The 23,722-nt window shown below is 41.7% G+C and carries 21 protein-coding genes and 1 pseudogene; 10 read left to right on the forward strand and 12 right to left on the reverse strand.

Translation table 11 applies throughout. From position 1 onward, the window contains the following. The first annotated feature begins 8 nt into the window (after positions 1-8). The 6 genes from msrB to HMPREF0501_RS01250 all read left to right on the forward strand — a co-directional run bounded on the left by msrB (position 9) and on the right by HMPREF0501_RS01250 (position 3,910). A complete protein-coding gene (gene msrB / locus HMPREF0501_RS01225) occupies positions 9-434 on the forward strand; it encodes a peptide-methionine (R)-S-oxide reductase MsrB (RefSeq protein WP_006915971.1) in 426 nt (141 codons plus the stop codon). Positions 435-506: 72 nt separating this feature from the next. Further along, a complete protein-coding gene (locus HMPREF0501_RS01230; protein ID WP_006915972.1) occupies positions 507-1,355 on the forward strand; it encodes a sulfite exporter TauE/SafE family protein in 849 nt (282 codons plus the stop codon). Further along, on the forward strand, positions 1,355-1,738 hold the full coding sequence (locus tag HMPREF0501_RS01235; protein WP_006915973.1) for a DUF1634 domain-containing protein: 384 nt from the start codon (positions 1,355-1,357) through the stop codon (positions 1,736-1,738). Before HMPREF0501_RS01230 ends, HMPREF0501_RS01235 begins: the two co-directional genes overlap by 1 nt. Before the next feature lie 3 nt (positions 1,739-1,741). Next, the gene (locus HMPREF0501_RS01240) at positions 1,742-2,692 is read left to right on the forward strand and encodes a PfkB family carbohydrate kinase (protein ID WP_081443398.1); all 951 of its coding nucleotides are present in this window, start codon (positions 1,742-1,744) and stop codon (positions 2,690-2,692) included. 18 nt (positions 2,693-2,710) lie between these two features. Continuing rightward, positions 2,711-3,211 carry an ECF transporter S component gene (locus tag HMPREF0501_RS01245; protein WP_006915975.1) on the forward strand — a complete coding sequence of 167 codons (501 nt, stop codon included), beginning with the start codon at positions 2,711-2,713 and terminating at the stop codon, positions 3,209-3,211. Between the two features lie 159 nt (positions 3,212-3,370). After that, positions 3,371-3,910: a GNAT family N-acetyltransferase gene (locus tag HMPREF0501_RS01250; protein ID WP_040455542.1), complete on the forward strand. Its 540-nt coding sequence runs from the start codon at positions 3,371-3,373 to the stop codon at positions 3,908-3,910. Here the strand turns inward: HMPREF0501_RS01250 and HMPREF0501_RS01255 are convergent. From HMPREF0501_RS01255 to pnuC, 6 genes and pseudogenes are all read right to left on the reverse strand, one after another. After that, positions 3,907-4,995 carry a serine hydrolase domain-containing protein gene (locus HMPREF0501_RS01255; protein WP_006915977.1) on the reverse strand — a complete coding sequence of 363 codons (1,089 nt, stop codon included), beginning with the start codon at positions 4,993-4,995 and terminating at the stop codon, positions 3,907-3,909. The genes HMPREF0501_RS01250 and HMPREF0501_RS01255 overlap by 4 nt on opposite strands. Positions 4,996-5,090: 95 nt before the next feature. Next, the gene (gene pepI, locus HMPREF0501_RS01260; RefSeq protein ID WP_006915978.1) at positions 5,091-5,975 is read right to left on the reverse strand and encodes a proline iminopeptidase; all 885 of its coding nucleotides are present in this window, start codon (positions 5,973-5,975) and stop codon (positions 5,091-5,093) included. Positions 5,976-6,053: 78 nt separating this feature from the next. Next, positions 6,054-7,461, reverse strand: a pseudogene (locus tag HMPREF0501_RS01265) (C69 family dipeptidase). A gap of 142 nt (positions 7,462-7,603) precedes the next feature. Continuing rightward, positions 7,604-8,161, reverse strand: coding sequence for a phosphoribosyltransferase family protein (locus tag HMPREF0501_RS08865; RefSeq protein ID WP_006915981.1), 558 nt, complete (start codon positions 8,159-8,161; stop codon positions 7,604-7,606). A 12-nt stretch (positions 8,162-8,173) separates the two neighbouring features. Then, the gene (locus HMPREF0501_RS01275; RefSeq protein WP_006915982.1) at positions 8,174-9,256 is read right to left on the reverse strand and encodes a solute carrier family 23 protein; all 1,083 of its coding nucleotides are present in this window, start codon (positions 9,254-9,256) and stop codon (positions 8,174-8,176) included. A gap of 192 nt (positions 9,257-9,448) precedes the next feature. Next, entirely contained in the window at positions 9,449-10,186 is a 738-nt protein-coding gene (gene pnuC, locus HMPREF0501_RS01280; protein WP_006915983.1) for a nicotinamide riboside transporter PnuC, read from the reverse strand. A gap of 357 nt (positions 10,187-10,543) precedes the next feature. On the opposite strand from pnuC, the gene HMPREF0501_RS01285 reads away from it, so the two are divergent. Continuing rightward, positions 10,544-11,401 (forward strand): patatin family protein, encoded by an 858-nt coding sequence (locus tag HMPREF0501_RS01285; RefSeq protein ID WP_006915984.1) that lies wholly within the window; start codon positions 10,544-10,546, stop codon positions 11,399-11,401. A gap of 10 nt (positions 11,402-11,411) precedes the next feature. Further along, a complete protein-coding gene (locus HMPREF0501_RS01290) occupies positions 11,412-12,590 on the forward strand; it encodes an acetyl-CoA C-acetyltransferase (protein WP_006915985.1) in 1,179 nt (392 codons plus the stop codon). Between the two features lie 65 nt (positions 12,591-12,655). Here the strand turns inward: HMPREF0501_RS01290 and HMPREF0501_RS01295 are convergent, their stop codons facing one another. Continuing rightward, complete coding sequence (locus tag HMPREF0501_RS01295; RefSeq protein ID WP_006915986.1) at positions 12,656-14,590, reverse strand: glucose PTS transporter subunit IIA; 1,935 nt, start codon at positions 14,588-14,590, stop codon at positions 12,656-12,658. Positions 14,591-14,788: 198 nt separating this feature from the next. On the opposite strand from HMPREF0501_RS01295, the gene treR reads away from it, so the two are divergent. Both treR and treC read left to right on the forward strand, forming a co-directional pair. Further along, positions 14,789-15,514, forward strand: coding sequence for a trehalose operon repressor (gene treR, locus HMPREF0501_RS01300; RefSeq protein WP_006915987.1), 726 nt, complete (start codon positions 14,789-14,791; stop codon positions 15,512-15,514). Positions 15,515-15,527: 13 nt separating this feature from the next. Further along, positions 15,528-17,195, forward strand: a complete 1,668-nt coding sequence (gene treC, locus HMPREF0501_RS01305) for an alpha,alpha-phosphotrehalase (RefSeq protein ID WP_006915988.1) — start codon at positions 15,528-15,530, stop codon at positions 17,193-17,195. A 55-nt stretch (positions 17,196-17,250) separates the two neighbouring features. On the opposite strand, the gene HMPREF0501_RS01310 is transcribed toward treC, so the two are convergent. From HMPREF0501_RS01310 to HMPREF0501_RS01330, 5 genes are read right to left on the reverse strand one after another with little or no spacing between them, the layout of a single operon-like run. Beyond that, positions 17,251-18,597 carry a M20/M25/M40 family metallo-hydrolase gene (locus HMPREF0501_RS01310; RefSeq protein ID WP_006915989.1) on the reverse strand — a complete coding sequence of 449 codons (1,347 nt, stop codon included), beginning with the start codon at positions 18,595-18,597 and terminating at the stop codon, positions 17,251-17,253. A gap of 12 nt (positions 18,598-18,609) precedes the next feature. Beyond that, a complete protein-coding gene (locus tag HMPREF0501_RS01315; protein ID WP_006915990.1) occupies positions 18,610-19,815 on the reverse strand; it encodes a metal-dependent hydrolase family protein in 1,206 nt (401 codons plus the stop codon). A gap of 1 nt (position 19,816) precedes the next feature. Further along, entirely contained in the window at positions 19,817-21,733 is a 1,917-nt protein-coding gene (locus tag HMPREF0501_RS01320; RefSeq protein ID WP_006915991.1) for an alpha/beta hydrolase family protein, read from the reverse strand. A 52-nt stretch (positions 21,734-21,785) separates the two neighbouring features. Continuing rightward, entirely contained in the window at positions 21,786-22,667 is an 882-nt protein-coding gene (locus tag HMPREF0501_RS01325; protein ID WP_040455548.1) for an ABC transporter ATP-binding protein, read from the reverse strand. Next, complete coding sequence (locus tag HMPREF0501_RS01330; protein ID WP_006915992.1) at positions 22,660-23,718, reverse strand: ABC transporter ATP-binding protein; 1,059 nt, start codon at positions 23,716-23,718, stop codon at positions 22,660-22,662. Before HMPREF0501_RS01330 ends, HMPREF0501_RS01325 begins: the two co-directional genes overlap by 8 nt. Positions 23,719-23,722: the final 4 nt, after the last annotated feature.

The raw sequence follows: 23,722 nt of genomic DNA on the forward strand, positions 1-23,722 counted from the left end.
TGAATTCAATGAATAATGATGATTTAAAGCAGCGATTAACGCCTTTACAATATGAAGTCACCCAGCATGCGGCCACTGAACGACCATTCAGTGGGAAGTATGATCATTTTGACCAGCCTGGTATTTATGTTGATATTGTAAGTGGGGAACCCCTCTTTTCTTCTCTGTATAAGTATGATTCAGGATGTGGTTGGCCGGCCTTTAGCAAACCACTAAATAAGTTAAAAATGAAACGTGACCAATCTTTTGGCATGGAACGGACTGAAGTTAGAAGTCCACAAGCTAATTCTCATTTAGGGCACGTCTTTTCCGATGGTCCAGTGGATCGTGGCGGTTTGCGCTATTGTATCAATTCTGCCGCGCTCAAATTTATTCCGGTAACTGAGCTGGCAGCAAACGGTTATGGCGAGTATGCACAGCTCTTTAAAGATTAACTTGTTGCAAGTTTAATAAGTGTAGTAGAATAAGAACCCGTAATAACGTTTTAATAAGGGAGGGCTTGAGTCTTGGTTACACAAGCAGCCATTTTATTATTAATTGGCGTTTTTGCGGGTTCTTTAGGTGCTTTGCTTGGAATTGGTGGTGGAATGATTATTATCCCGATTTTAAGCATTCTAATGGGCTTGCCAATGCGCTATGCAATTGGTGCCAGTGTGATTGCAGTAATTGCAACGAGTTCTGGGGCCACAATTGCGTACTTGAAAGATGATTTGTTGAATTTACGGGTGGCAATGTTTTTAGAAATTGCTACCACTATTGGGGCAATTACCGGTGCCATTTTGACAGGAGTAATTGACGGTAAATGGCTCGAAGTAATTTTCGGTATTTTCTTGGTCTATTCTACCTATAATTTGATTCAAAAGCTGCGCGGGAAAGTTAGAGTAGATGCAACAAACGTCAGTGACGACAAGTGGGCACGAAAATTAAAGCTACAAGGTTCCTATTATGATCAGTTATCTATGCAAGAGAAATACTACCAAGTAACACGGGTTCCGGGTGGTTTTGCAATGATGTACGCTGCCGGATTAGCCAGTGGTTTACTCGGGATTGGTAGTGGCGTTTTTAAAGTGATTGCGATGGATACTATCATGAAAATGCCCCTTAAGCCATCGAGCGCGACCAGTAATCTGATGATGGGGGTAACGGCGGCAGCGAGCGCAACCGTTTACTTCTTTAACGGTTCTATTCATCCGCATATTGCCGCACCGCTCGCAATCGGAATCTTGATTGGGGCGGCAATTGGGACTCGTTTAATGCAGCGAATTCAACCACGTTTGTTGCGTATGATTTTTGTGCCGATTCTTTTAATTATGGGTATCCAAATGATCCTCAAGGGCTGTGGGGTGATTAACTAATGGCAAGTAAAGAAAGTTCAGCAACGCGTTCCGAAATGGCCAAGGTTGAAAATGTAATTGGTATTATCATGCAGATTGGTGTTTTAGTTTCCGCATTAGTAATTGTGATTGGCTTATTGATGTTCTTTATTACAGGACAATCTGGCTATGCTGGAACGACATTCCCCCATTCGTTTAGTACGATCGGGCAGGGGATTATTGCTTTAAAGCCGTATGCAATTATTATGTTGGGGCTATTTATGTTAATATTAACCCCTGCACTCCGGGTTTTAGTATCGATCTATGCCTTTGCAGTGATGAAGGATCACCTGTACGTATGGATTACCACTATCGTAATGATCATTTTAATTATTGCCATGGTAATTGGGATGTATGGAATTTAAGAATTGATTTTCGCACTAGCTGGGATGCTTTCCCGGCTTTTTTATTTGGTGGAGAAGGGGAAGATGCTGTATACTAAGAATTGTGTTAATAGACGAATGAGGGTGGTTATCATTAAAGAAGCAGCATTAGTAATCGAAGATTTTTCGGCGCTTGGTCAGATTTCAATGGTTGCTGCGTTAACCGTCCTGCAGTCAATGGATTACACAACCGCTTCTCTCCCCACGACGGTATTATCCACCCAAACAGAGTGTTTTGGTGATCCCCAACGCCTGTCCACTAACCAATGGATTAAAAACTCAGTTGACCATTGGCAGTTAATTCCAGATCTTGATTTTAAAGGAGCATTGATTGGTTATATCGGTCACCAAAGTTTAATTCCGCTAATTCAAGAGATTTTGCTGGCCAAGCTCGGTAATCGACCAGTGATTGTTGATCCGGTGATGGGGGATGAGGGGAAGTTGTACCCTGGATTAAATAATAATTATCTGAAAGCAATGCAGCAACTTTGTCAACACGCTACTGTGCTGACCCCAAATTGGACTGAGCTTTGTTTATTAGCAAACCAACCAGTTAGTCTTAAACCAACTGAAAAAAATGTCCAGCGTCTGCTTAGTATTTTGCAATCTAATAAAATCGATGCTCAAGTTGTGATTACCGGAATAACAAAGGGATCTGAAATTGGCTGCCTATTTCGGTCACGCGAAGAAGGATTAGAATTTATTGGTAATCGTCGCTTGCATGGACATTTTTATGGGACTGGTGATACTTTTGCAGCGCTATTGCTAGGTTTGTTATTAACGGATTGCTCATTAACGACGGCCGTCAGAACTGCTACGCAGCTGCTAGCTGTTGCAGTCAATGAGACTGCTCAAGAAGAGCCATTTACTAATCGAAAATATGGACTGCGGTTGGGACAATTGGTGAAACAATTAGTCACAACTGATGATAAATAAGGAGTAGGTATAATTAGGATGAACAATTCAAGTCGTCAACTGAAGAGATTAATTTTAGCTGGATTATTGTTAGCCATCACAATCGTATTTGGCCGACTTTTTATTATCCCAATTCCTTGGACTCACGGTAATGTTAATCTTTGTGATGCTGGAATTATGATTGCTGCAATGATTTTAGGCCCCGTATATGGAACCGCTGTTGGTGGTTTGGGTGGCTTGTTTTTGGACTTAATTTCTGGTTTTACCCAGTATGCTCCATTTTCATTAATCGCTCATGGTCTTGAAGGATTAATTGCGGGCTGGTTAGCAAAGAAAGCAGGTTCACGAAAAGCCGGCCAATGGTGCGCATTAATCACCGCAGCATTAGTAATGGTGGTTTGTTATTTCTTTGCGGACTCATTACTCTATACGTGGACAGCTGGTGTTTTAGGAATTGGTACTAATTTATTGCAAGGAATCATTGGGGTTATTATTACAATGTTAGTGGTTCCCGCTGTCAAAAGACGCTTAAACTTTTAATGAGCTTAAACTAGGGGGTAGTACTCCCTTAGTTTTTTCTTTCTTGTCATTACTTTGTTTAATATATATTATGTAAAGTAAAAACATAATTTTGACAGGGACTACCACCAGCACTTATATTTATAGTTAATGATTAATTTAATTTGGAGGCATTTTAGAATGGCAATTAATGACGTTAATGATCCCCATCTACAACTCGTGACAACGGATCCCCAAGACTTGGATCGGTTGCAAGCAATTTGTCGCACTACCTTTACTGAAACTTTTGGGGATGATAATGATCCAGCAGATCTGGAACAATTCTTAGCAGAAGCTTACTCAATTCAGCAACTTACTCATGAACTTGAATCAGCAACTAGCCAGACTTATTTCTATAATGTTAATGGCCAAACTGCTGGTTATCTGAAAGTTAATTGGGCTGATGCACAAACTGAAAATAATTACCCAGCAGCGATGGAAATTCAGCGGATTTATGTTTTAAAACGTTTCCAGAAGCTCCATATTGGTGGTCGTTTAATGAAAAAAGCCCTTAGTGTTGCTAAGGACTTAGGAAAAGATGAAGTTTGGCTGGGTGTTTGGGAACATAATGATAATGCCCAAGGTTTTTATCATCATTATGGTTTTGAACGAGTTGGTCAACACACCTTCACGGTTGGCGAGGATCAGCAAACGGATTACCTATTGCTCAAAAAACTTTAATACGGAAATGCTTGGTGATTGCTACCAAAGTAGATTTGATCAAGATCGTGACCTAATTGGCGACATTGCTTCAAAGTAATGTTATTGCTGAATAAGATCAGGATCTTTTTTGTTTTATAATCCGCAAATAATGTACATGCATATCCAGCATAGGAGCCATTTGCGTGGATAGCATTTTGATGGATATAGATTCCTCCATAATATGGATTATCAGTTAGTTGGAAGTGAATGTGCTGATATTGATGGCCAATTCCGTGATGATTAAGGAGTGTTTTTTGCATCAATTGCCAATAACCTTGGGGAGTCGCAAGGACTTGACCAGCACCATATTCTGCGGACATCTCGCGTTGTAAATAACGCCAGTTGTTCTTTTCGCTTGGGTCCAAACGGTGGTGTTGAGCAGCGGTCAGCGATGGAACCACCCCAGATGCGGAGACCTGCGTGAAGAACTTTAAGTTAGGCAAGTTGTAGTAATTAAAAATATGTTTTTGAACATATCGTTGATATGATTGATGACTAGCTTTGGCAACCACCATCGCTAGGAGTCCGTAATTAACGTTAGCGTAATGCCATGGTCCCGGTTGACTACGAACCTGATAATTGTGCATGGTGAATTGCCAATTTGCTTTTTCGCTTGTTAAAGGTTCCGAAGCAATTCGGTTGACATCTGCTAAACCACTCGTGTGCATCATTAATTGCCGAATCGTGATTTGTTCACTATTGGCGACTTCTGGTAAATACCGGTTTAATTTTGTGTCAAGGCTTAATTGATGGCGATTAATTAGTTGCTGAATGGCAATTCCAGTAATCGTTTTTTGAAACGAGGCAATTGGAAACAGTCGCTGGGGATTGATTGCTGATGCTTGATGACCATTTACGATTGCTTGATTACTAATAATTGTGGGTTGCTTTCCCTTTCCAACCAGAACAAGGGCATTAGCATTCGCCTGTTGGAGCCGCTGCTGAATCGCACCGGCTTGCTGTTTAGAAATTGACTTGGCTAAACTGGTGGTGGGTGTAAGGATGATTACTACTGATAAAATTAAAGTAACCTTAATTATGAACCCCTGCCAGTGTTTAATCATTCCTTTGTCAACTCCCCTCTTTTTACTTGAATATTTAATATCATAACGAAAACCCAGTCCCGATGCAATTTTGGTGACTGGGTTTTGATAATTGATTAATCATGCTGATTTAACCATGATTGTAATAAGTGTTCGTAAGCACTTGTTCGTTCAACAAATGACATGTGCCGGGTTCCATTAAATAAGTGCCAACTAGCGTGAGGTAAATTATCAGCCATTGTTTTCGCCACTAGCGGTGTACAAAGATCATTAGTTCCACTAGTGATTAACGTTGGCGTGGTAACCCTTTGCAATTTTTGAGTATAATCGTAGTTTTTAAGATTACCGTTTGGAGTATATTCGTTTGGTCCCCAAGCGACTTCATAAGACACCGTACCAACCTGCTTAGGCCGTCGTAAGCATTCTGGACTGTTTAGATTAGCTTCATCCGCAGAATGTAATTGCATATAATGACGATTGGCTTGTAAATAATCAGCAGCTTGGTAATTACCAGTACGTTCTGCCTTGGCAATCGCTGCCTGTTCTTCTGGCGGCAAAAACTTAATTAACCGGTGCTGTTCTGCACCCCATAACTTAGATGATGATAACGTGCTTGCTAGTATCATACTGTGAATTCCATTTGGTTGATAGTCGCATAGGTAAATAATGGCTAACATGCCACCCCACGATTGACCTAATAAATGGATTTGCTGTAAACCCAGTTGTTGTCGAAGACTGACTAGTTGCTGCACCCATGTTTCAGGACGGTAAATCTCTGGAGTATTATCTGGAATTGAAGACTGTCCGCAGCCAAGCTGATCGTACATAATTAGCTGGCGATGGTCTTGGTTGGCGAATTCATCTAAGACTTCAAAATAGTTATGGGTCGAGCCAGGGCCACCATGTAGAAGAACTAATGGTGGCTTCTTAGAAGGCTCCCCAACGATGCGGTAATAAGTCCGGTAGTCGCCAAAAGGTAAATAGCCCGTTTTAATTTGCAAAATTCCATTTCCTTTCATTAATAATAAATGGTCTTCAACCACCACGCGCGATTGAAGACCATTTAATTACGTAGCAAATTATTCATTTCCATAGTTCAAATGAAGCTTTAAAGCACCATTTTCAACCATGCCGCCAAGGCACTTCATTGCCAAATCATAAGCGCGCTTTGCCGTTTCGTTATTAGCTTCCTGTAATTGCTTTTGAAGCTCCTTACCAGACAACTTAGCAACTTTTTGGTCTGTCTTAATCATAACGTTGCGACCAGCGGCCATCGTATTTTGCCGTAAGTTTTCAAGGCTCATTTGATAACGCTTTGGATGATCATCCGCAATTGTTGCAATTAATTGAGTCATCCAGTACATATTATGAATATCAAAGTGTTCTTTGGTGTTCTTGTATGTTGCAGGAGTATCTAACACGTTAGTATAGAATGGAACAACTGAGTTAAAGGCATTCGGACCAAACGATAACCAGCAAATCCCTGCTTCTTCCTTTGGTACATCATTCCGTAGTTGAATAATATGACTTTCAGCATTCCGCTGGAAACCAATTGGCCGAAAGGCCGTCCGCGTTGCAGAGGTTCCTTCACTATCATATGGATCATATGGTGTGTGTTGATAGCGTGAGCTAAGAGCATACTTAACATCTTCAACCGTAATCAGCCGTTCTGGCTTACGAATAAATGGCAGATCTGGGTTATCCGGCGTTTCAGCAATGCTTGGATTAAAGAGCTTTTGAACATACCATTGCCGTGGAATATTGTAGCGATAATCAGAGTCTTTATGGCTACCGAAAATGTGCCGGAGGTTGTATTTACCATCGGGATCGACATTTAAGTGGTAATCATCAATCATCTTTTGTAAGTCGGCAGATGCCATTGTATCAGCAGAAGCAAAGTCAAAGTCTGTAATGCTAAACCAGTTTGGTGCAACTACATAACTGTCGTCAGGAATTCGTTGGGCAGCCCAGTGGTGACCACCGATGGTTTCCATGTACCAAACTTCGTCGTGATCTGCAAACGCAATTCCGTTGGATTCCGTAAGTCCCGTATTTTTCGAGATAGTCACCCAGTAATTTAACTCCTTCACGTGCAGAATGAATGTATGGCAGGACAATGGTAACAATATCTTCTTCACCAATCCCCTTTTCTACTAGTGGATCAATTCCTAAAATACGGGAATTAGTGGTACTAGTTTCAGTAGCGGACATTGCTGTATTGGCGTCGTTGATCCCTGCTTCACCCCAGATACCCATTTTCCGTTGTTGAGCCGTAATTCCAGGAATGGAAGTATAGCGCATGGGGTTACTTGGTAAATCAATCTTAATCTTTGAAGTAACCGACTTATAATTCTTTGGTTGCTTATCCGGTGTTACAACGACAAAATGCTTTTGGTTAAACGTATAGCCACAGTCCTCATTCCGTGAAATCAGTGTTGAACCATCTGCGGTCGCGTTTTTACCAGCTAGAATTGTTGTACAAGGCATATCTATGATCCCCTTTTTTGTTTAAAATACCTATTCAACATCTAACCCTATTTTAATGCAAACCATTTAATTTCTCAAACTAACCTGTCAAAAACGTCTTATTATTAAATATTATTGATCAAGTAACCGTTTGGACTCCGAGCTACCCTTTTAAAGAACCATCATGATTGAATAATGGTAACCGTGCTAAATAAGTAATATCGGATCGATTGGCGGCAGCCCCTTCTGCTAAGATAGCAACCTTGGCCATTACCTTGGCACCAACTTGGTTCAATAGTGATTCCGCAGCCTGCATAGAACTACCAGTGCTAATGACATCATCAACGATAATTACTCGTTTATTCTGCAATAATTTTTCATCATTTCCATTGAGGACTAGTTCTTGGGGGCGTTGAGTTGTAATGGAATTAACAACCGTCTTGATTGGATGAGCCATGTATCCTTTAACTGACTTTCTTAGGACGATTGAACGCGGATGTTGTGTTAACAGACCTAGATCATGGGCCAAGGGAATCCCCTTGCTTTCCATCGTGACAAGATAATCAAATTCTGTCGGTAATTTGGGTTGGAGTAATTTAGCAGCCGCATACGATAATTCATCATCACCAAGTAATACAAATGAGGCAATTGCTGTTTTAGAATCGATTGGGATAATGGGCAACTGTCGTGTTAAATCAGCGACCTGTAATTGATATTCCATAATTATTTCTCCTTAAATGAAAGCTAATAAGACTTTTAAAATGCCGCCAGATAACAGACCAGTAAATGGATCAACTAATCCGGTAATGACCATTGTTAATGTAGCTACGATTGGTTGACTACCGTGAAGCGCAGTTGTCGCATTTTCCGGAAATGTCACAAAGACCCCGAGGACAAATAAAAATCCGGCGATGGATGAACTCGGCACGTACTTACCTAATTTAGGGAGCCAGCCAAGAACCAAAATTAGCGCCATAATTAACATCATCAAACAACCGGCAATTACTGGTTCGGGCGCACTAGCGGTTGCAGAAATAATTGTTTCAACTGGTGCGCCTCCTAGCAAAGAAGTTCCCAGGTCCGCCAATGCTTGCGAAGTCGTTAGTAAATTCAAATTAACGGGATTTGGTTTGATTCCAGTCATCTGACCTGTGATCAGTCCGTACGACAAGTTCGCACCAATATTCAAACACGCTAAACTGAGTGCCCCACGAATGATGCGCTGATTAACCATCGGCTTGGTAAAAACAAACCGGCGTAGTTTAACATTTGTCGGTAATGTGGCGCGATAATGCTCAATAAAGACCGCATACAAACTAGATAGAATTACTGACAAACAGATTGTCCAAACTAAATTATTAGTGATTAGGTAAGTAATAACGGCCACAAGAATTGATAACCATCCAGTCAGCTGGAATGCTTGCTCTTGATTGGAACCTTTGGCCATTTGCAAAGCAATTTTTGCCAGCATAATACCGACGCCTGCCATCATTCCGTAAATAATCTGATTACCAAAAAGCCGAACAATTCTGGTAAGCGTTCCGGTAACCCCGATAATTAACATGATTAGAGACCCACCAAAGATAATTGATGTAAACTCCCGGGGGTTTTCGCCGATATCACCAGTCACCGCTAGGGATTCTGCCTGAAAAGAAACCGGGGCAACTGAATTGAACATAAAATTAATTCCGGTAACTAAGATAAATGAAAAGGTTGTAGGAAAAACCGCAAACCCAAGCCCCATGGCCATAATCCCTTGGGGAATTCCGTTCAAAACCACACCGATTGCGGCCATTAAATCAGCTAACCAATGCATAACTTCCTCCTAAACACGAACAAAACTCTGACTGTGAAACCAATAGTTAACTATTCATTCATATTATTAGTGAGAAAATTCGGAAAGTCAATAACAACAAAACGATCCTTGAATTGAATGTTCGTGATTTAGTAAGTTGAGGATAAAGAAAAACTCCGCGAACTATTCACGTTCACGGAGTTAGTCACTGAGTTATTTAATTGCGTTTAACCCTTGCTTTTTCCGCCCATGATTGAACCATGGGCTAACGGTAAAGGCCAAAATATCATTGATAACGTAGATTGAACTATTCACCGCCATGGCTAAAGTGGCATCACCTTGGGCGAAAGTAATCCCCCAGAGGATTAATTGAAAAATCCCGGAAGCCAACCACCAGAAGTATTGGTTATTATAACGCATAAAGCACATGATCCCGGCAGTTAAACTGATTGAGAAACTAATGGCATCGATCCAAGGACGTGGATCATCGGTAAACTGACCAATCAGGTAACCGGAAATTAGGTAAACCAGTAATGTTCCAATAATTGCAATCGTCCATTCTTTACCACCAAACTTGCGCAGGTGGTTCTTGGTATCGTCATTCCAAGAATTAATCGCTAAAATAACTGGTAAATCTAATGTTGCAATGTAGGCAATTTGTTCAAAAATAGATAGGTAATTTTTAGCGGCTAACCCTGCATAAATAAAGCAGGCAGCACTAATTAGTCCTAACCAACCGTTAATTGCCTTGGTTGCATTGATTGCTAAAACACAAAGGGTCCCTAGCAAAGTACCGATAAAAGTAATTAACGTTACCGTAGTAACCTTTGCTTCAATTAGTAATGCTAATTGAAAGCCAAACGCGAAGAACCAGAGACAGTAGTTTTGCACTGGCCACCCCTTCAACTGTCTAAACAACCATACAAAATAGTTCTCATGAGAATTTCCCATTGATAACCAAACTCCTTTATTTTTTAGGTTCATGATGATATCCATCATGCCTTATCCGCCTTTCGGCATCTCTGACAATAAATGTCACTGATTGAAGAGTATAGCATGAATGGTTTGAAATTTGAATTTGCAAAATGATCATTTATCAACAAGCAATCGCGCAAGTTTGGGCTCATTTACCGGTTAAAAATTTTTTCTTTGCCTTACCAATAATTAGTAATCCGATGATATGATAAGTGAATATTTACTTTACATAAAAATAATATCGGTAAACTAATAACAAAAACAACCTTTGTTACTTATCCCTGAATAATGGTAAAATGGGAACATCTATTTATGAAAACGGAGGGCTTTCTGATGTTGTATAATGCAGCCTTAGTCTTAGAAGGTGGGGCAATGCGCGGTCAGTATTCGACTGGAATTACCGACGCTTTTCTGGCCCACCATATTGAATTTAAAAGTGTCATTGGGGTGTCTGCTGGCGCCCTTTGCGGTGCTCAATACGTTTCTAAACAGTATGGACGGATGGTTCACGTTCATACGCATTATCGCAAAGACAAGGAATACATTTCGCTTTTGCACATGCTGAAGCATCAGGATATTTTAAATTTAGATTTTTTGTTTGAAGATCATGGTTGGGATTGGAATAACTTTGACGAACGGGCATATGAACGCTCCTCAACTAATTTTACAATTGTGGCGACCCAGTTATCATCCGGGCGAATGGTATCGTTTATTAACCCCACCGGTTCGGAACTGGTCAATGACTTGAAGGCTTCTTGCTCGATGCCCTTTTTAATGGAACCGCAAATTACATCGAAGGGTCAATGCTTGGACGGCGGTGTTGCTGATTCAATTCCTTATGACATTGCTGAACAGCAAGGATTTGATAAGATTGTTATCGTGCGGACGCGTCCCCGGGCCTATCAAAAGAAGCCAACTTCCAAGTTGCTGCAGCAAATGTACCGACGAGTTTTTAAAGAGCACCTTGCATTTGCAGAAACTGGTATTAAACGACCAGAAGTCTATAATCAACAGGTTGAAGTGGTTAATCAAAAAGCGGCTAATGGAGACTGGTTCTGTTTTTCACCGGAAAATATGGTCAAGGTCGGACGTCTGGAAAAGAACACGAATAAGCTAGCTGAACTCTATCATCAAGGACAGCAGCAAGCCGAGCACTTATTACCGGAATTAACGGCATACTTAACAAAGTGAGGAGAATTTTGTGGAGAAAGTAGTATTTGTTAGTGCTAAACGGACCCCAATTGGTAAATTAGGTGGTGCCCTGGCAAGCCAATCTGCAGTCGATTTAGGAACGATCGTTGTCAAAAGTGTCCTAGCCGACGCCCACATTTCAAAAAGTGTAGTGGACGAAGTTTTCATGGGGAATGTTCTCTCTGCTGGGCAAGGTCAGAATCCGGCTCGTCAGGTCACCCTTCGTGCTGGATTACCAAATACAGTCCCGGCAACGACCATTAATGATGTCTGTGGTTCAGGAATGCAAGCCCTGCGGTTAGGCGCTCAACAAATCATGCTTGGTACAGCGCATGTGGTCATTGCAGGCGGAATGGAAAGCATGTCTAATGCTCCCTACCTCATCCCCAAAGGCCGGTTTGGTTATCGTTATGGGAATGCAGAATTAGTAGATAGTTTGTACCAGGATGGGTTAAGTGATGCCTTTTATCAATACCCCATGGGGGTGACTGCGGAGAACCTTCTGCAAAAATATCCCGAAAGTCGCCAAGCAATCGATCAATTTGCATTACATAGTCAGAATAAAGCGGCAATGGCACGCGATAAGGGTCGCTTTAATGCTGAAATAGTGCCAGTGACGGTCAGTGATCACCACGGGAAGATGTATATGATCGATCAAGACGAGGCCATTCGTGATACATCATTAGCAAAGTTAGCAAAACTCAAACCGGTATTTAAAAAGGATGGTCAGGTTACTGCCGGTAATTCATCTGGGATTAACGATGGTGCTGCGGCCGTGGTCATGACCTCTGAAAAGTATGCACAAGATCATGATTTATCCATCTTAGGGCACTGGTCTGGAGCTAGTCTGGTCGGCGTTGATCCAGCAATCATGGGAATTGGGCCCTACTATGCCATCCAAAAACTATTACAACAAACTAACCTCGATCAGGGTGCCATCGACTTATTTGAAATTAATGAAGCGTTTGCTAACCAAGCATTAACCGTTATTCATCAATTAGGAATTGATCCGCAAAATGTAAACGTAAATGGTGGTGCGATTGCACTTGGTCATCCACTTGGGGCCTCAGGAACACGAATCGTAGTGACCCTTCTCCACGAAATGCAACGGCAAGCAGTTCATTCAGGAGTTGCGAGTCTTTGTATCGGTGGTGGTATGGGTGCGGCAACGTTAATTACTCGTAAATAGTTAAATAAACAATACATAAAAGGATTTCAGTACTTGGCACGGCCAAACTCTGAAATCCTTTTTGATTATTTAGTTGTTCCTGGACGTTGCTTCTTGGCAACTTTTTTGCCCATTGTCATATTATCATTATATCCCCAAACCCAAACGGCAATGAAGGATACCACAATTGATACTGCACTAGCAATTAAGAAAGTATAGAAACTATTGAGTTGTGTTGGATGTGCCGGATTAAAGAAACTTGAAAAACCGATTAAGCCACCCGTAAATCCATACATAGTACCATGCATCAGTCCGGTTACCAACCCGCCAAAGGCAGATCCGATACATCCTGAAGCAAACACCTTGCGATAACGCAGATTAATCCCATAAATTGCAGGCTCTGTGACACCGCAGAATGCGGAAATCGTAGCGGCAAACCCCAACTCTTTCATATCTGCTTTGCGGGACTTAATGGCAACTGCTAGAACCGCTGCTCCTTGAGATACCATCGAGGCACAGATAATTGCGTTTAGCGAACTTTGTCCGGTTGAAGCGATTTGCTGGGCTACTAATGGGACCACACCCCAATGCAAGCCAAAAATAACAAGTAGTTGGTAGAAGGCCCCAATCACTAACCCGCCAATCCATCCAGAAGCAGAAACTAACCAATTAATGAAGACAGCAATTCCGTTCGCCACTCCCTGAATTACCGGACCTGTAATTAATAGCGTAATCCCTGAGACAATCAAAATCGTAAATAGTGGTGTGAAAATCATTTGTAAGTAACTCGGCAGAACCTTTTTCAACCATTGTTCGCACTTTTGAGCTAACCACGCCGCTAGAATCATGGGAAAAATTGAGTAGGAATAATTTAGAAACTGGAAATGCCAGCCACCCAAGCTAAACATCAGCTTACCAGCTTTCCCCCACGTTACAATTTGCGGATAAGTTAAAAAGCCACCAATAACTGCAGCAATCATCGGATCAGATCCTAAGCGTTTCGCAGCTGCAAAACCAACCAGAATTGGCAAGAAGAAGAATGACGCATCCGCCATGGCACTAATGGTAACGTAAGTTGGACTCTTAATGCTCAATAAAGAACCAAGTTGCGGTAGGGTCAATAAGGCTAATAAACCCTTGATAATCCCTGATGCGGCAATCACTCCAATTACTGGACTCATGGAACCGGTGATAAACCCAATTAGATTGCCAAAGGCTCTTGTAACTGGATTGCCTCCATTCGTTTGCTGTTGGCTTTCCGGTTTAGGAGCATTTTCTAGTTTTGGTAATTGTTTCACCACCGCATCGTAAACATTGGTAACTTCATTGCCAATCACCACCTGATATTGACCAGCAGCGTGTTTCACATCTAATATTCCTCGATGATTTTTTAAAATATCATCATGCGCCTTGGATTCATCTTTGAGGTAAAAGCGTAAACGGGTAATACAGTGAATCAAACTCTGAATATTTTCTTGACCACCAACGTTCTTAATAATAAACGTTGCTAAGTCGTCATACGATAGTTTTTTATCCGAATCTGGTCCAGCGACAGTTTTCAAATATGCTTGAGCAACTAATGCTCCAGCCTCACATGGGCCTTCCGTCACGTCGAGACCGGCTAAAGTGCTGTTGGAATTGGTTACTAAAGTCATGATTGTTGTGTCCAATCCTTCAGCTTTAACAAAATCAATATCCATTGTCGCAATTTGGTCGCCAGCATTTACAACCTGTCCGTTTTCTACGGTCACAGTAAATGGTTTGCCTTTTAGACCGACTGTATCTACTCCCATATGGATCAAAACTTCTAATCCCGTTTCTGTAATGATACCAATGGCATGTTTAGTCTCAGCAATCATTGAAACAGTCCCACTAACTGGGGCAACAACAATTTTATCGTTCGGTACAACTCCGAACCCCTCACCCATGGTCCCTTGATTAAAAATTGGGTCGCTAGTTTTGCTTAAAGCAATGACTTCACCACTAGCTGGAGAATATAATGCAACTTCGTTCTTTGCCATAATTAAAATCCCTTTCTTGAATTTTGTGAAGCGCTTTCATTAATTTCGTGATTCATGATAAACTTGTATGTACAAGTTGTCAACGTGAATTTTAAAACCGATTACAATATCTATATATCAACATAATTAATTACGTTTGACATGTATGTACACCAGCCATATAATGGGGCTAATTTCAAGAAAGGAAACCTCTGATAAATGGTCAAAGCAAAATCCGATTTAATTGCACAAGATTTAGCATCTAAGATTAAGCATGGACAATTTAAATGCGGTGAGTATTTACCCAGTGAAAATCAACTAACTGATCTCTATGGGGCTTCTCGTGAGACAATTAGGAAAGCACTTCAACAGTTAATGACCTTTGGACTAATTCAAAAAATTAAGGGCAAGGGATCGGTTGTGTTAGATTTGCAAAAATTTGCGTTCCCGATTTCAGGAATTTCCAGTTTTGATGAGTTGAATAAATCTTTAAAAATGCATGCCGAAACACGATTACTGCAGGACAAAATGGTTAATAGCCTGCCACCTTTATTTAAAAAATATTTCCCTGAGCAATTATCGAATACGGGAATATATGTTGAACGGTTGCGGTTAATTAACGATGAACCAGTGGTATTGGATTGTGATTTCTTATTAAACCCACCAGTTGAACAATTACCGGCAGTAGAAGCCAAGCATTCTATTTACAGTTACATTGAAAATCAATTGGGCTTAGAAGTTTCTTACGCTACTAAAACGATAACCGTTGAAAAAATTACTGATGATTTCCAAAAAAAATTACAGTTACCTAATCAGCAGGCGGTATTAGTAGCTAGCCAGAACTATTTAGCGGATACTACCCTATTCCAACTGACGTTATCTTTCCATAATCCCCGTCGGTTTAAGTTTATTGATTTTGCGCGGCGACAAAAAATTAAAATCTAGGAGTGAAGATCTTATGACAGAATTAGGTAAAAAAGTGATTTATCAAATTTATCCCAAGTCATTTTATGATTCTAACAATGACGGAATTGGTGATCTGCCCGGAATTATTGATAAAATTAACTACTTAAAAAAACTGCATATCGATATGATTTGGTTTAACCCGTTTTTCGTTTCACCCCAAAATGATAATGGATACGATATTGCGGATTATTATCGAATTGATCCCCGCTTCGGAACAATGACGGATTTTGAAAAAATGACGAAGCTTCTGCACGACAACGACATTGGGGTAATGCTAGACATGGTTTTGAACCATTGTTCAACTGACCACCCTTGGTTTCAAAAGGCATTAGCCGGAGATGAAAAGTATCGTCAATTCTTTTACCTACGTAAAGCAAAAGCTGATGGCTCGGTACCCAATAATTGGCAGAGTAAATTTGGTGGGTCAGCCTGGGCTAAATTTGGCGATACTGATTACTACTACTTACATCTTTATGATCCCACGCAAGCAGATTTAGATTGGCATAATCCAGCAGTACGAAATGAATTATTTAAAGTTGTTAATTTTTGGCGTGCAAAAGGAGGCCACGGATTTCGTTTTGATGTGATTAACGTCACTGGAAAAGCAGAGCAACTAATTGATTCCACTGGCGACATTAATCAAGAAAAAAGTCTGTATACTGATACACCAGTAGTTCATCAATATCTTAAAGAACTTAATCAAAAAACTTTTGGTCAAGATCGTGAATCAATCACCGTTGGTGAAATGTCGTCAGCAACCATTCCCAATTCAGTTGAATATTCCAAGCCAAGTGAACATGAATTATCAATGGTATTTACTTTCCATCACTTAAAAGTGGATTATCGTGATGGACAAAAATGGTCCAAGGTTCCCTTCAATTTCATGAAGTTAAAGCGGCTCTTTACTGACTGGCAAGAGAAAATGGATCAGGGAAATGGCTGGAATGCCCTATTCTGGAATAATCATGATCAGCCATGGGCACTTAACCGTTTTGGAGACCCCGAGCACTACCGAATTAAGTCGGCTCAAATGTTAGCAACCGCAATTCATTGTATGCGAGGGACCCCTTATATATACATGGGAGAAGAATTAGGGATGATCGATCCCCACTATTCTTCGATTGATGACTATGTCGATATTGAAGCTAAAAATGCTTATTCAGCGTTATTAAAAAATGGTCTAAATGCTGATCAAGCTTTTGCAATTGTTAAAACCAAGGCGCGGGATAATTCTCGGGTGCCAATGCATTGGGACGACAGTCAATTTGCTGGTTTTAGTACCGTTAAGCCCTGGTTAATGCCGACGGATCAAGATAAAATTAATGTCCAGAAAGAATTATCTTCTGGTGATATCTTTAATTATTATCAAAGTCTAATTCACTTGCGAAAAACGGAACCACTAATTTATGCCGGACATATCCGGATGTTTTTAAAAGAAGATTCGCAAATCTTAGCATACGAACGTTTTTTAGCTGGCCAGTCAGCTAAGTTATTAGTATTCACTAATTTCTATGGAAAACCCTGTGAAACGCAACTCTCAGAACAATATCAAAATCAACGAGCTCACGTTATCCTAAGTAATTATGACGAGCAGGATCAGGTCTTAACGGAGCGGATTAAACTGCAACCATATGAAGCTTTAGTACTTAAAATTGGTTAAAAAAACGTTTGACAGAAGTCATGAATGATTTCTATCAAACGTTTTTAATGTTTAACTAATCATCAACTGCCAAATCAGTTAACAATTTTACTAAGAAATAACTCCCCTCTGCATAATCGCTTAATCGCAGATGCTCATTGGGAGCATGCGGTCCACTTTTCGCGTAATGAACACCCACCATTATAACTGGTAGTTTAAGCAATTCACCAAACGGTCGGACTGGTCCCCCTCCAGCAGTGTTTGGTACGTATTTAGTGGTCGGTCCATAAACCACTCGTGCTGTCTGCAAAGCAGTTTGAACAAATTCGTTATCCATTGGCGTCCGCCAAGCATCTTCGGCAACGTTTAGTTGAACCTCAAAGTCGTCATAACCATTTTCACTTAATTGCCGCCGTAGTTTAGTCATAATATCTTCAGGATCTTGATTTGGTGCCAAGCGACAATCCAACTTTGCAGTGGCTTCCTTTGGCACGATGGTTTTGACACCGGTTCCTTCATACCCGGCGGATAGACCATTAATCGTTAAAGTGGTGCCGTTCACAACCTCTTCGCGTGGGTGACTGGTAACTAATGGCTGTTTTAATCCATACGTTTTTTTAACCTCAGCTTCTGCAAAGTCCATCTTCTGCACCGCTTCTTCTTTAGCCGATGACAATGGTGTGATATCGTCATAGAAACCATGAACCGTAATTCGCCCAGTTTTCGGGTTCCTTAATGACGCCAGTCCTTCGACTAACCGCCACGCCGCATTGGGAACATAGCTGGCCAGTGAAGAATGAACATCCGCCTCCGCTGTTTTGACATGAACATCAAAACTGACGATTCCCCGCACACCAGCAACGACCTCAAAGTGATCCGCCGAATTTTTACCGCCGCCTTCCCAAATGCAGGCGTCGGCTTTCAGCTGGTCTTGATGGGCATCCACATATTTTTCGACATGCTGACTACCAGTTTCTTCTTCACCTTCGACAAAAAATTTCAAATTCACTGGCAAGCCACCATGTTCATTAAAGAATTTTACCACGCCCAGGCGGACCATTAATTCGCCTTTATCATCACAAACGCCGCGTGCAACAAGATGATTACCTTTTACAGTTGGCTTAAATGGATCGGATTGCCACTCCGTTAACGGTTCGGGAGGTTGAACATCATAGTGATTATAAAACAGCACCGTACGATCTGACTGGCCCTTAAATTCGGCAAAAACCACCGGATTCCCACCTTGATCATCCCATTTTTCAACATTCTTAGCACCGAGCTCCCGAAAGGTTCGCACTAAGTAATCACTAGTTTCTTGAATTCCTGTATTTTGCGCGGAAATGCTCGGGTGCTCTAAATATTCTTTAAAGTCCGCCCAATGTTCAAGGGCGTATTGCTCAACTGCTTGTCGTTCTTCAGTCATTTCAATCACCTCCTAAAATTTCCGTTGGCCATGTTGGTATACTTGCTTATCTTCTTGTTGAACGGCTGTGACATCTGCAAGCGGGTTTTGGTCTAGCACTAAGAAGTCAGCAAATTTGCCTGGTTCTAGACTTCCATATTCGTCATTAACACCCAGTAAGGTGGCTGACCCAAGGCCGGCTGCACGTAATGCTTGGTAGTTAGTTGCACCGGCCTTAACCATTAAACTAAGCTCCACTGGCGCATCTTTGAATTCGTTAAATGGTGTTCCTGAATCAGTCCCAAAGGCTAATTTTACCCCCGACTTGATTGCATCACCGACATGTAAAAAGAAGTCATCTAAAAATGCTTCTGCCTTGTCCAACATGTATTGCGGTAGCTTGCCCTGACCATACTTAGGAATTGTATATCCCGCAATCAACGTGGGAGTTAGGAAGGTGCCTTGCTGTTTCATCAACTCGACATCTTCATGCCGCACATAGCATCCGTGTTCAACAGAATCTACACCGGCCACGACCGCATTGTGAATGCCCGTCGCACCTTCAGCATGGGCAGCAACCGTCATATGCTTGGAATGGGCCTCTTTGACCGCCATTTGGAGTTCTTCTAGGCTTAGTTCAGTATCATCAACTTGGTCAGTGGAAGACATTACCCCACCGGTCGCCATCACTTTAATGTTTTTCGCCCCTTCTTTAAACGCACAGCGGACAGCATGCCGCATCTGGTCTGGTGAGTCGACCAAGTATCCCCATGTAGTTTCACCATGTTCCCCTTCAGTAAAGTCACCATGACCACCCGTCATTGACATTGGCCGTCCCGATGGCATAATTTGGGGGCCAACAAACGGATGCACGTCCCGGTACTTTTTCAATTTGACATCGACATCAAACGCTGCTCCACAATCACGGACATAAGTGAGACCGGCTTTTAACCCCGCTCGTAAGTTTTCCAATGCTTGCAAGGTCCCCTCAGTTTCCGTTAGATAATACAGTTTATTCGTTAGTGGATTCATGAACATGTGCGTATGGGCGTCCACCAATCCTGGCATAGCGTAGCGTCCTTCTAAGTCCACTGTGTTATCTGCAGAACCAGAGTAGTTGCCTTGACCCACATGGGTTAGTTTACCAGTTTCGTTATTGACCACCATCCAGGCATCGGATTGCACTTGATCGCTTGTTCCTTGAAATAAATTACAATTGAGATAAACAGTAGTTGTCATTTTAATCGCCTTCTTCTTGATTTTTAAGATACTGATTAAACCATTTTAAAACTTCCTTTAAACGCTGAATTCGTTGACCTGGCCGTCCCGTACGTGATAAATCGTGATTTGCACCATGAAAAAATACTAATTTAGTTGGTTGTTGACGCAATTTCAATGCTTGATACATTTGATAACCTTCAATAATTGGGCACCGATAATCATGATCTGAATGCAAAAATAATGTTGGCGTTTGCACTTGACTGGCGTACCTTAGCGGTGAATGCACCCAGAACTTTTCCATTCCATTTTGATCACTGAGGTTTACTGACAACTGATCTGGAACAAATTCAGGGCCAATATCCGAAACCATCATCGATGACCATGTGGCAATACTCCGTTCGCTGACCGCGGCTTTAAAACGGCGGGTATGACCGATAACCCAATTAGTCATAAAGCCTCCGTAACTTCCACCAGTAATCCCTAGTCTTGTTCGGTCAATTGCAGCTGTTTGCTGTAATACCGCATCAGTAAAGGACATTAAGTCAGCGTAGTCGACTTGACCATACTTGCCACGGAGGTCAGCATATTTATCCCCTTGACCAGCCGAACCATGTAGATTGGTAAAAAAGACAAAGTAGCCATTAGTAGTTAAGGTCTGCATTTCATGAAAAAAGCTTTTTCCATAAGCAGCCCGTGGACCCCCATGAACTTCTAGTATTGCGGGATACTGGCGTCCTTTCACAAAATTGGCCGGAAACATTAGCCAACCAGTTGCTGCTTTCCCAGTAGAGTCCTGGTAACGAACTTCGTGAAGTTTAGCAACCTGGCGCTGTTCTAGGAATTGGTTAAAGCTACTTAGTTGGGTAACTGTTCCATTGTGATATTGATACAGTTGTTGCGGTTGTTCGGCCGTGGTGGCAGTAAAGAGAACTTGATCGTTTTTAATAACGAATGAATTTACAGCGCCGGACCACGAAAAAAGTCGTGTTGTTTGGTGACCATCGAATTGGTAAAACTCATTATGATCCACAACTGTCGTATAAAAGTACAGTTTGTCATCCTGAATTAAGGATGCATTGCCACTAACAACAGTCATATCATTTACTACAATGTTCCCTAAATTACCATCCCAAGCTGCTACTAGCTCTAGTTGATGATCATGATAAAGATAAAAATCGGGATTTTCTCCCATCCCAAACTTTTGACCATTACTTGCAACCGCAAATAACCGCTGATTCAAAATTGCAACATCATCAAAGCGATATTGACCGGGGCTAATTAGGTCGACTAAATCGTGATGAGAAAAATCATATTCGTAAAGCCCATCCTTAAATGCGCGACTATTTTGGTAGGATACGCCCGCGATAAGTAGTCGCCCACCCTGGTACCAAAAGTTCGCAACATTAAAGGTTGGTGGAACGAGATCCGTCAGCAACTGGGTAGCTAAATTAAATATCCAGAGGTGATGACGAACTCCATTAACTTGGCCTTCATCATTCGACCAGTATGGCACCTCCGTAACCTCATGCCATGGTTCTGTAGTTGGTTCATTTAATTGGTAAGCACCAGATAAAAGTAATTCATGAGCGTTTAGTTCCTGCTCAACCTTCAATTCATAACCGTCTACTGTAAACTGCTGCTCTTCGCTTAAATTTGTCAGATTAAATTGATGAAGGCGTGTTCTTTTCGTTCTATGATCCGCAGTGGAGTAATAAAGTTGCTTGGGATCATGATTACTCAAGGCCAAACCAGGGTGTTGACTAACCGAAAGTAGTCGTTGTGACTGTTTACCATGCTGATCATAAACATTCCATTGATAATGGTCTAACTGGTTTGCATCCGGTTGGGCAGTTACAAAAACAGTGTGTTGCCCATTTGTTTTTAACTCACCGACGTTGACCAGGTTTACTAAATCATTGACCGTTACACCATCCATAATTTTCACCAGCTTTCGTTAACTAATTATTTTTGTATAAAAACACCTTGCCCTATTCCACTAAAGCAGCGTAATGACCAGCAGACACTTCGCGTAACGGTAATTTAGCGGAATCACCATCATAAGTAAATGGTTGTCGCACCCGCTCATAAGTTGGATCTGGGACCGGGACTGCCGATAGCAAACTCTTAGTATATGGATGAAATGGATGGTTGACGATTTCATCTGCCGTTCCTAATTCAACTAGTTTACCGTGATACATCACGCCAATTCGGTCAGAAATATACTTAACCATCGAAATATCATGAGCGATAAATAAATATGTTAATTGTTTTGTGTCTTTAAGGTGTTCCATTAATTTAACAATTTGAGCCTGAATGGAAACATCCAGCGCAGATAGCGGCTCATCCGCGACCACAAATTCTGGATCCGTAGCTAAAGCGCGGGCAATTCCGATCCGTTGCCGTTGCCCACCAGAAAATTCATAGGGATAACGGTTCATTACATCAGGCGTGAGGCCAACTAGTTCCATTGTTTCTGCTACTCGCTGGTCAAGTTCTTGCCGACTACTGGTCTGCTGATGAACTTTTAAACCTTCCGCGATGATATCGCGTACCGCCATCCGTGGGTCCAATGATGAATACGGATCTTGAAAAATCATTGCAGTTTCGTGATGGAATTTTTTTAAAGCTTGCCCTCTTTTTAATGCCGTAATATCTTGACCGTGATAGAGAATTTGACCAGTGGTTGGTTGATAAAGGTTAAGGACACAGCGCCCCGTGGTGGTCTTACCCGATCCCGATTCACCAACTAAGCCAAATACTTCTCCACGACGAATGCTAAAAGTCACGTCATCGACCGCGTGAACTTCATCAGGATGGCCTTGGTGAAAATATTTTTTCAAATGCTTAACTTCAACTAGATTACTATTCATTGGCGGACCCCTCCTTGGTTAAACGGTCAGCATAATGTTGCCGGCGTTGTTCAAGTTTTTCTGTCAGGTGTACTTGTGGAGCCCGTTCATCAAGGAGCCAAGTAGCGGCATAGTGAGTGTCACTAACCTTAAAGAACGGAGGCATTTTTTGATAATCAATCGTTAGAGCATGTTGATTGCGGTTTGCAAACGGATCGCCCGCTGGTGGATTGATTAGATTCGGCGGATTACCCGGAATTGATTCTAGGTCACCCTCATTCATATCCATTGTCGGTGTTGATTTAAGCAGTCCAACTGTGTACGGATGCTGCGGATGATAAAAGATATCTTCGACCGTGCCAAATTCAAGAATTCGCCCAGCGTACATAACGGCCACCCGATCTGCAATTCCAGCAACGACCCCTAAGTCATGGGTAATGAAAATGACCGCTGTTTTGAGTTCATCACGAAGCTGTTTAATCAACGCCAAAATTTGCGATTGAATGGTTACGTCAAGGGCCGTGGTTGGTTCATCGGCAATCAACACTTTCGGGTGACAGATAAGCGCCATTGCAATTACGATTCGTTGTCGCATTCCGCCAGAAAATTGGTATGGAAAATTATTGAAACGCTGCTTAGCATTCACAATGCCCACTTTTTCCATAATGGTGAGTGCCCGTTGTCTGGCAGTGGCCCGATCAAGTTTTTGATGTTTTAATAACGGTTCCATAATCTGCTTGCCCACCCGCATAGTTGGATCAAGAGCTGTCATTGGATCTTGAAAGATCTCAGCTAATTCATTGCCCCGCAGTTCTTGAAGTTCCTTTTCCGGCATCTTTAGAAGGTCTTTCCCTTCATACTCAACGGATCCACCCACAACTTTGGCGTTGTTAGGGAGAAGTTGCATTACTGCCTTGGTAGTCACTGACTTGCCAGAACCAGATTCACCGACTAATGCCAGGATTTCGCCTGGATGAAGTTTTAGTGTGACATCGCGAATTGCGTGGACTTCACCCTCCATTGTGTGGAAGTCAATGGAAAGATGTTTGATTTTTAATACGTCTGTCGCCATTTTA

The organism is Limosilactobacillus coleohominis 101-4-CHN, from assembly GCF_000161935.1.
GTDB classification, from domain to species: domain Bacteria; phylum Bacillota; class Bacilli; order Lactobacillales; family Lactobacillaceae; genus Limosilactobacillus; species Limosilactobacillus coleohominis_A.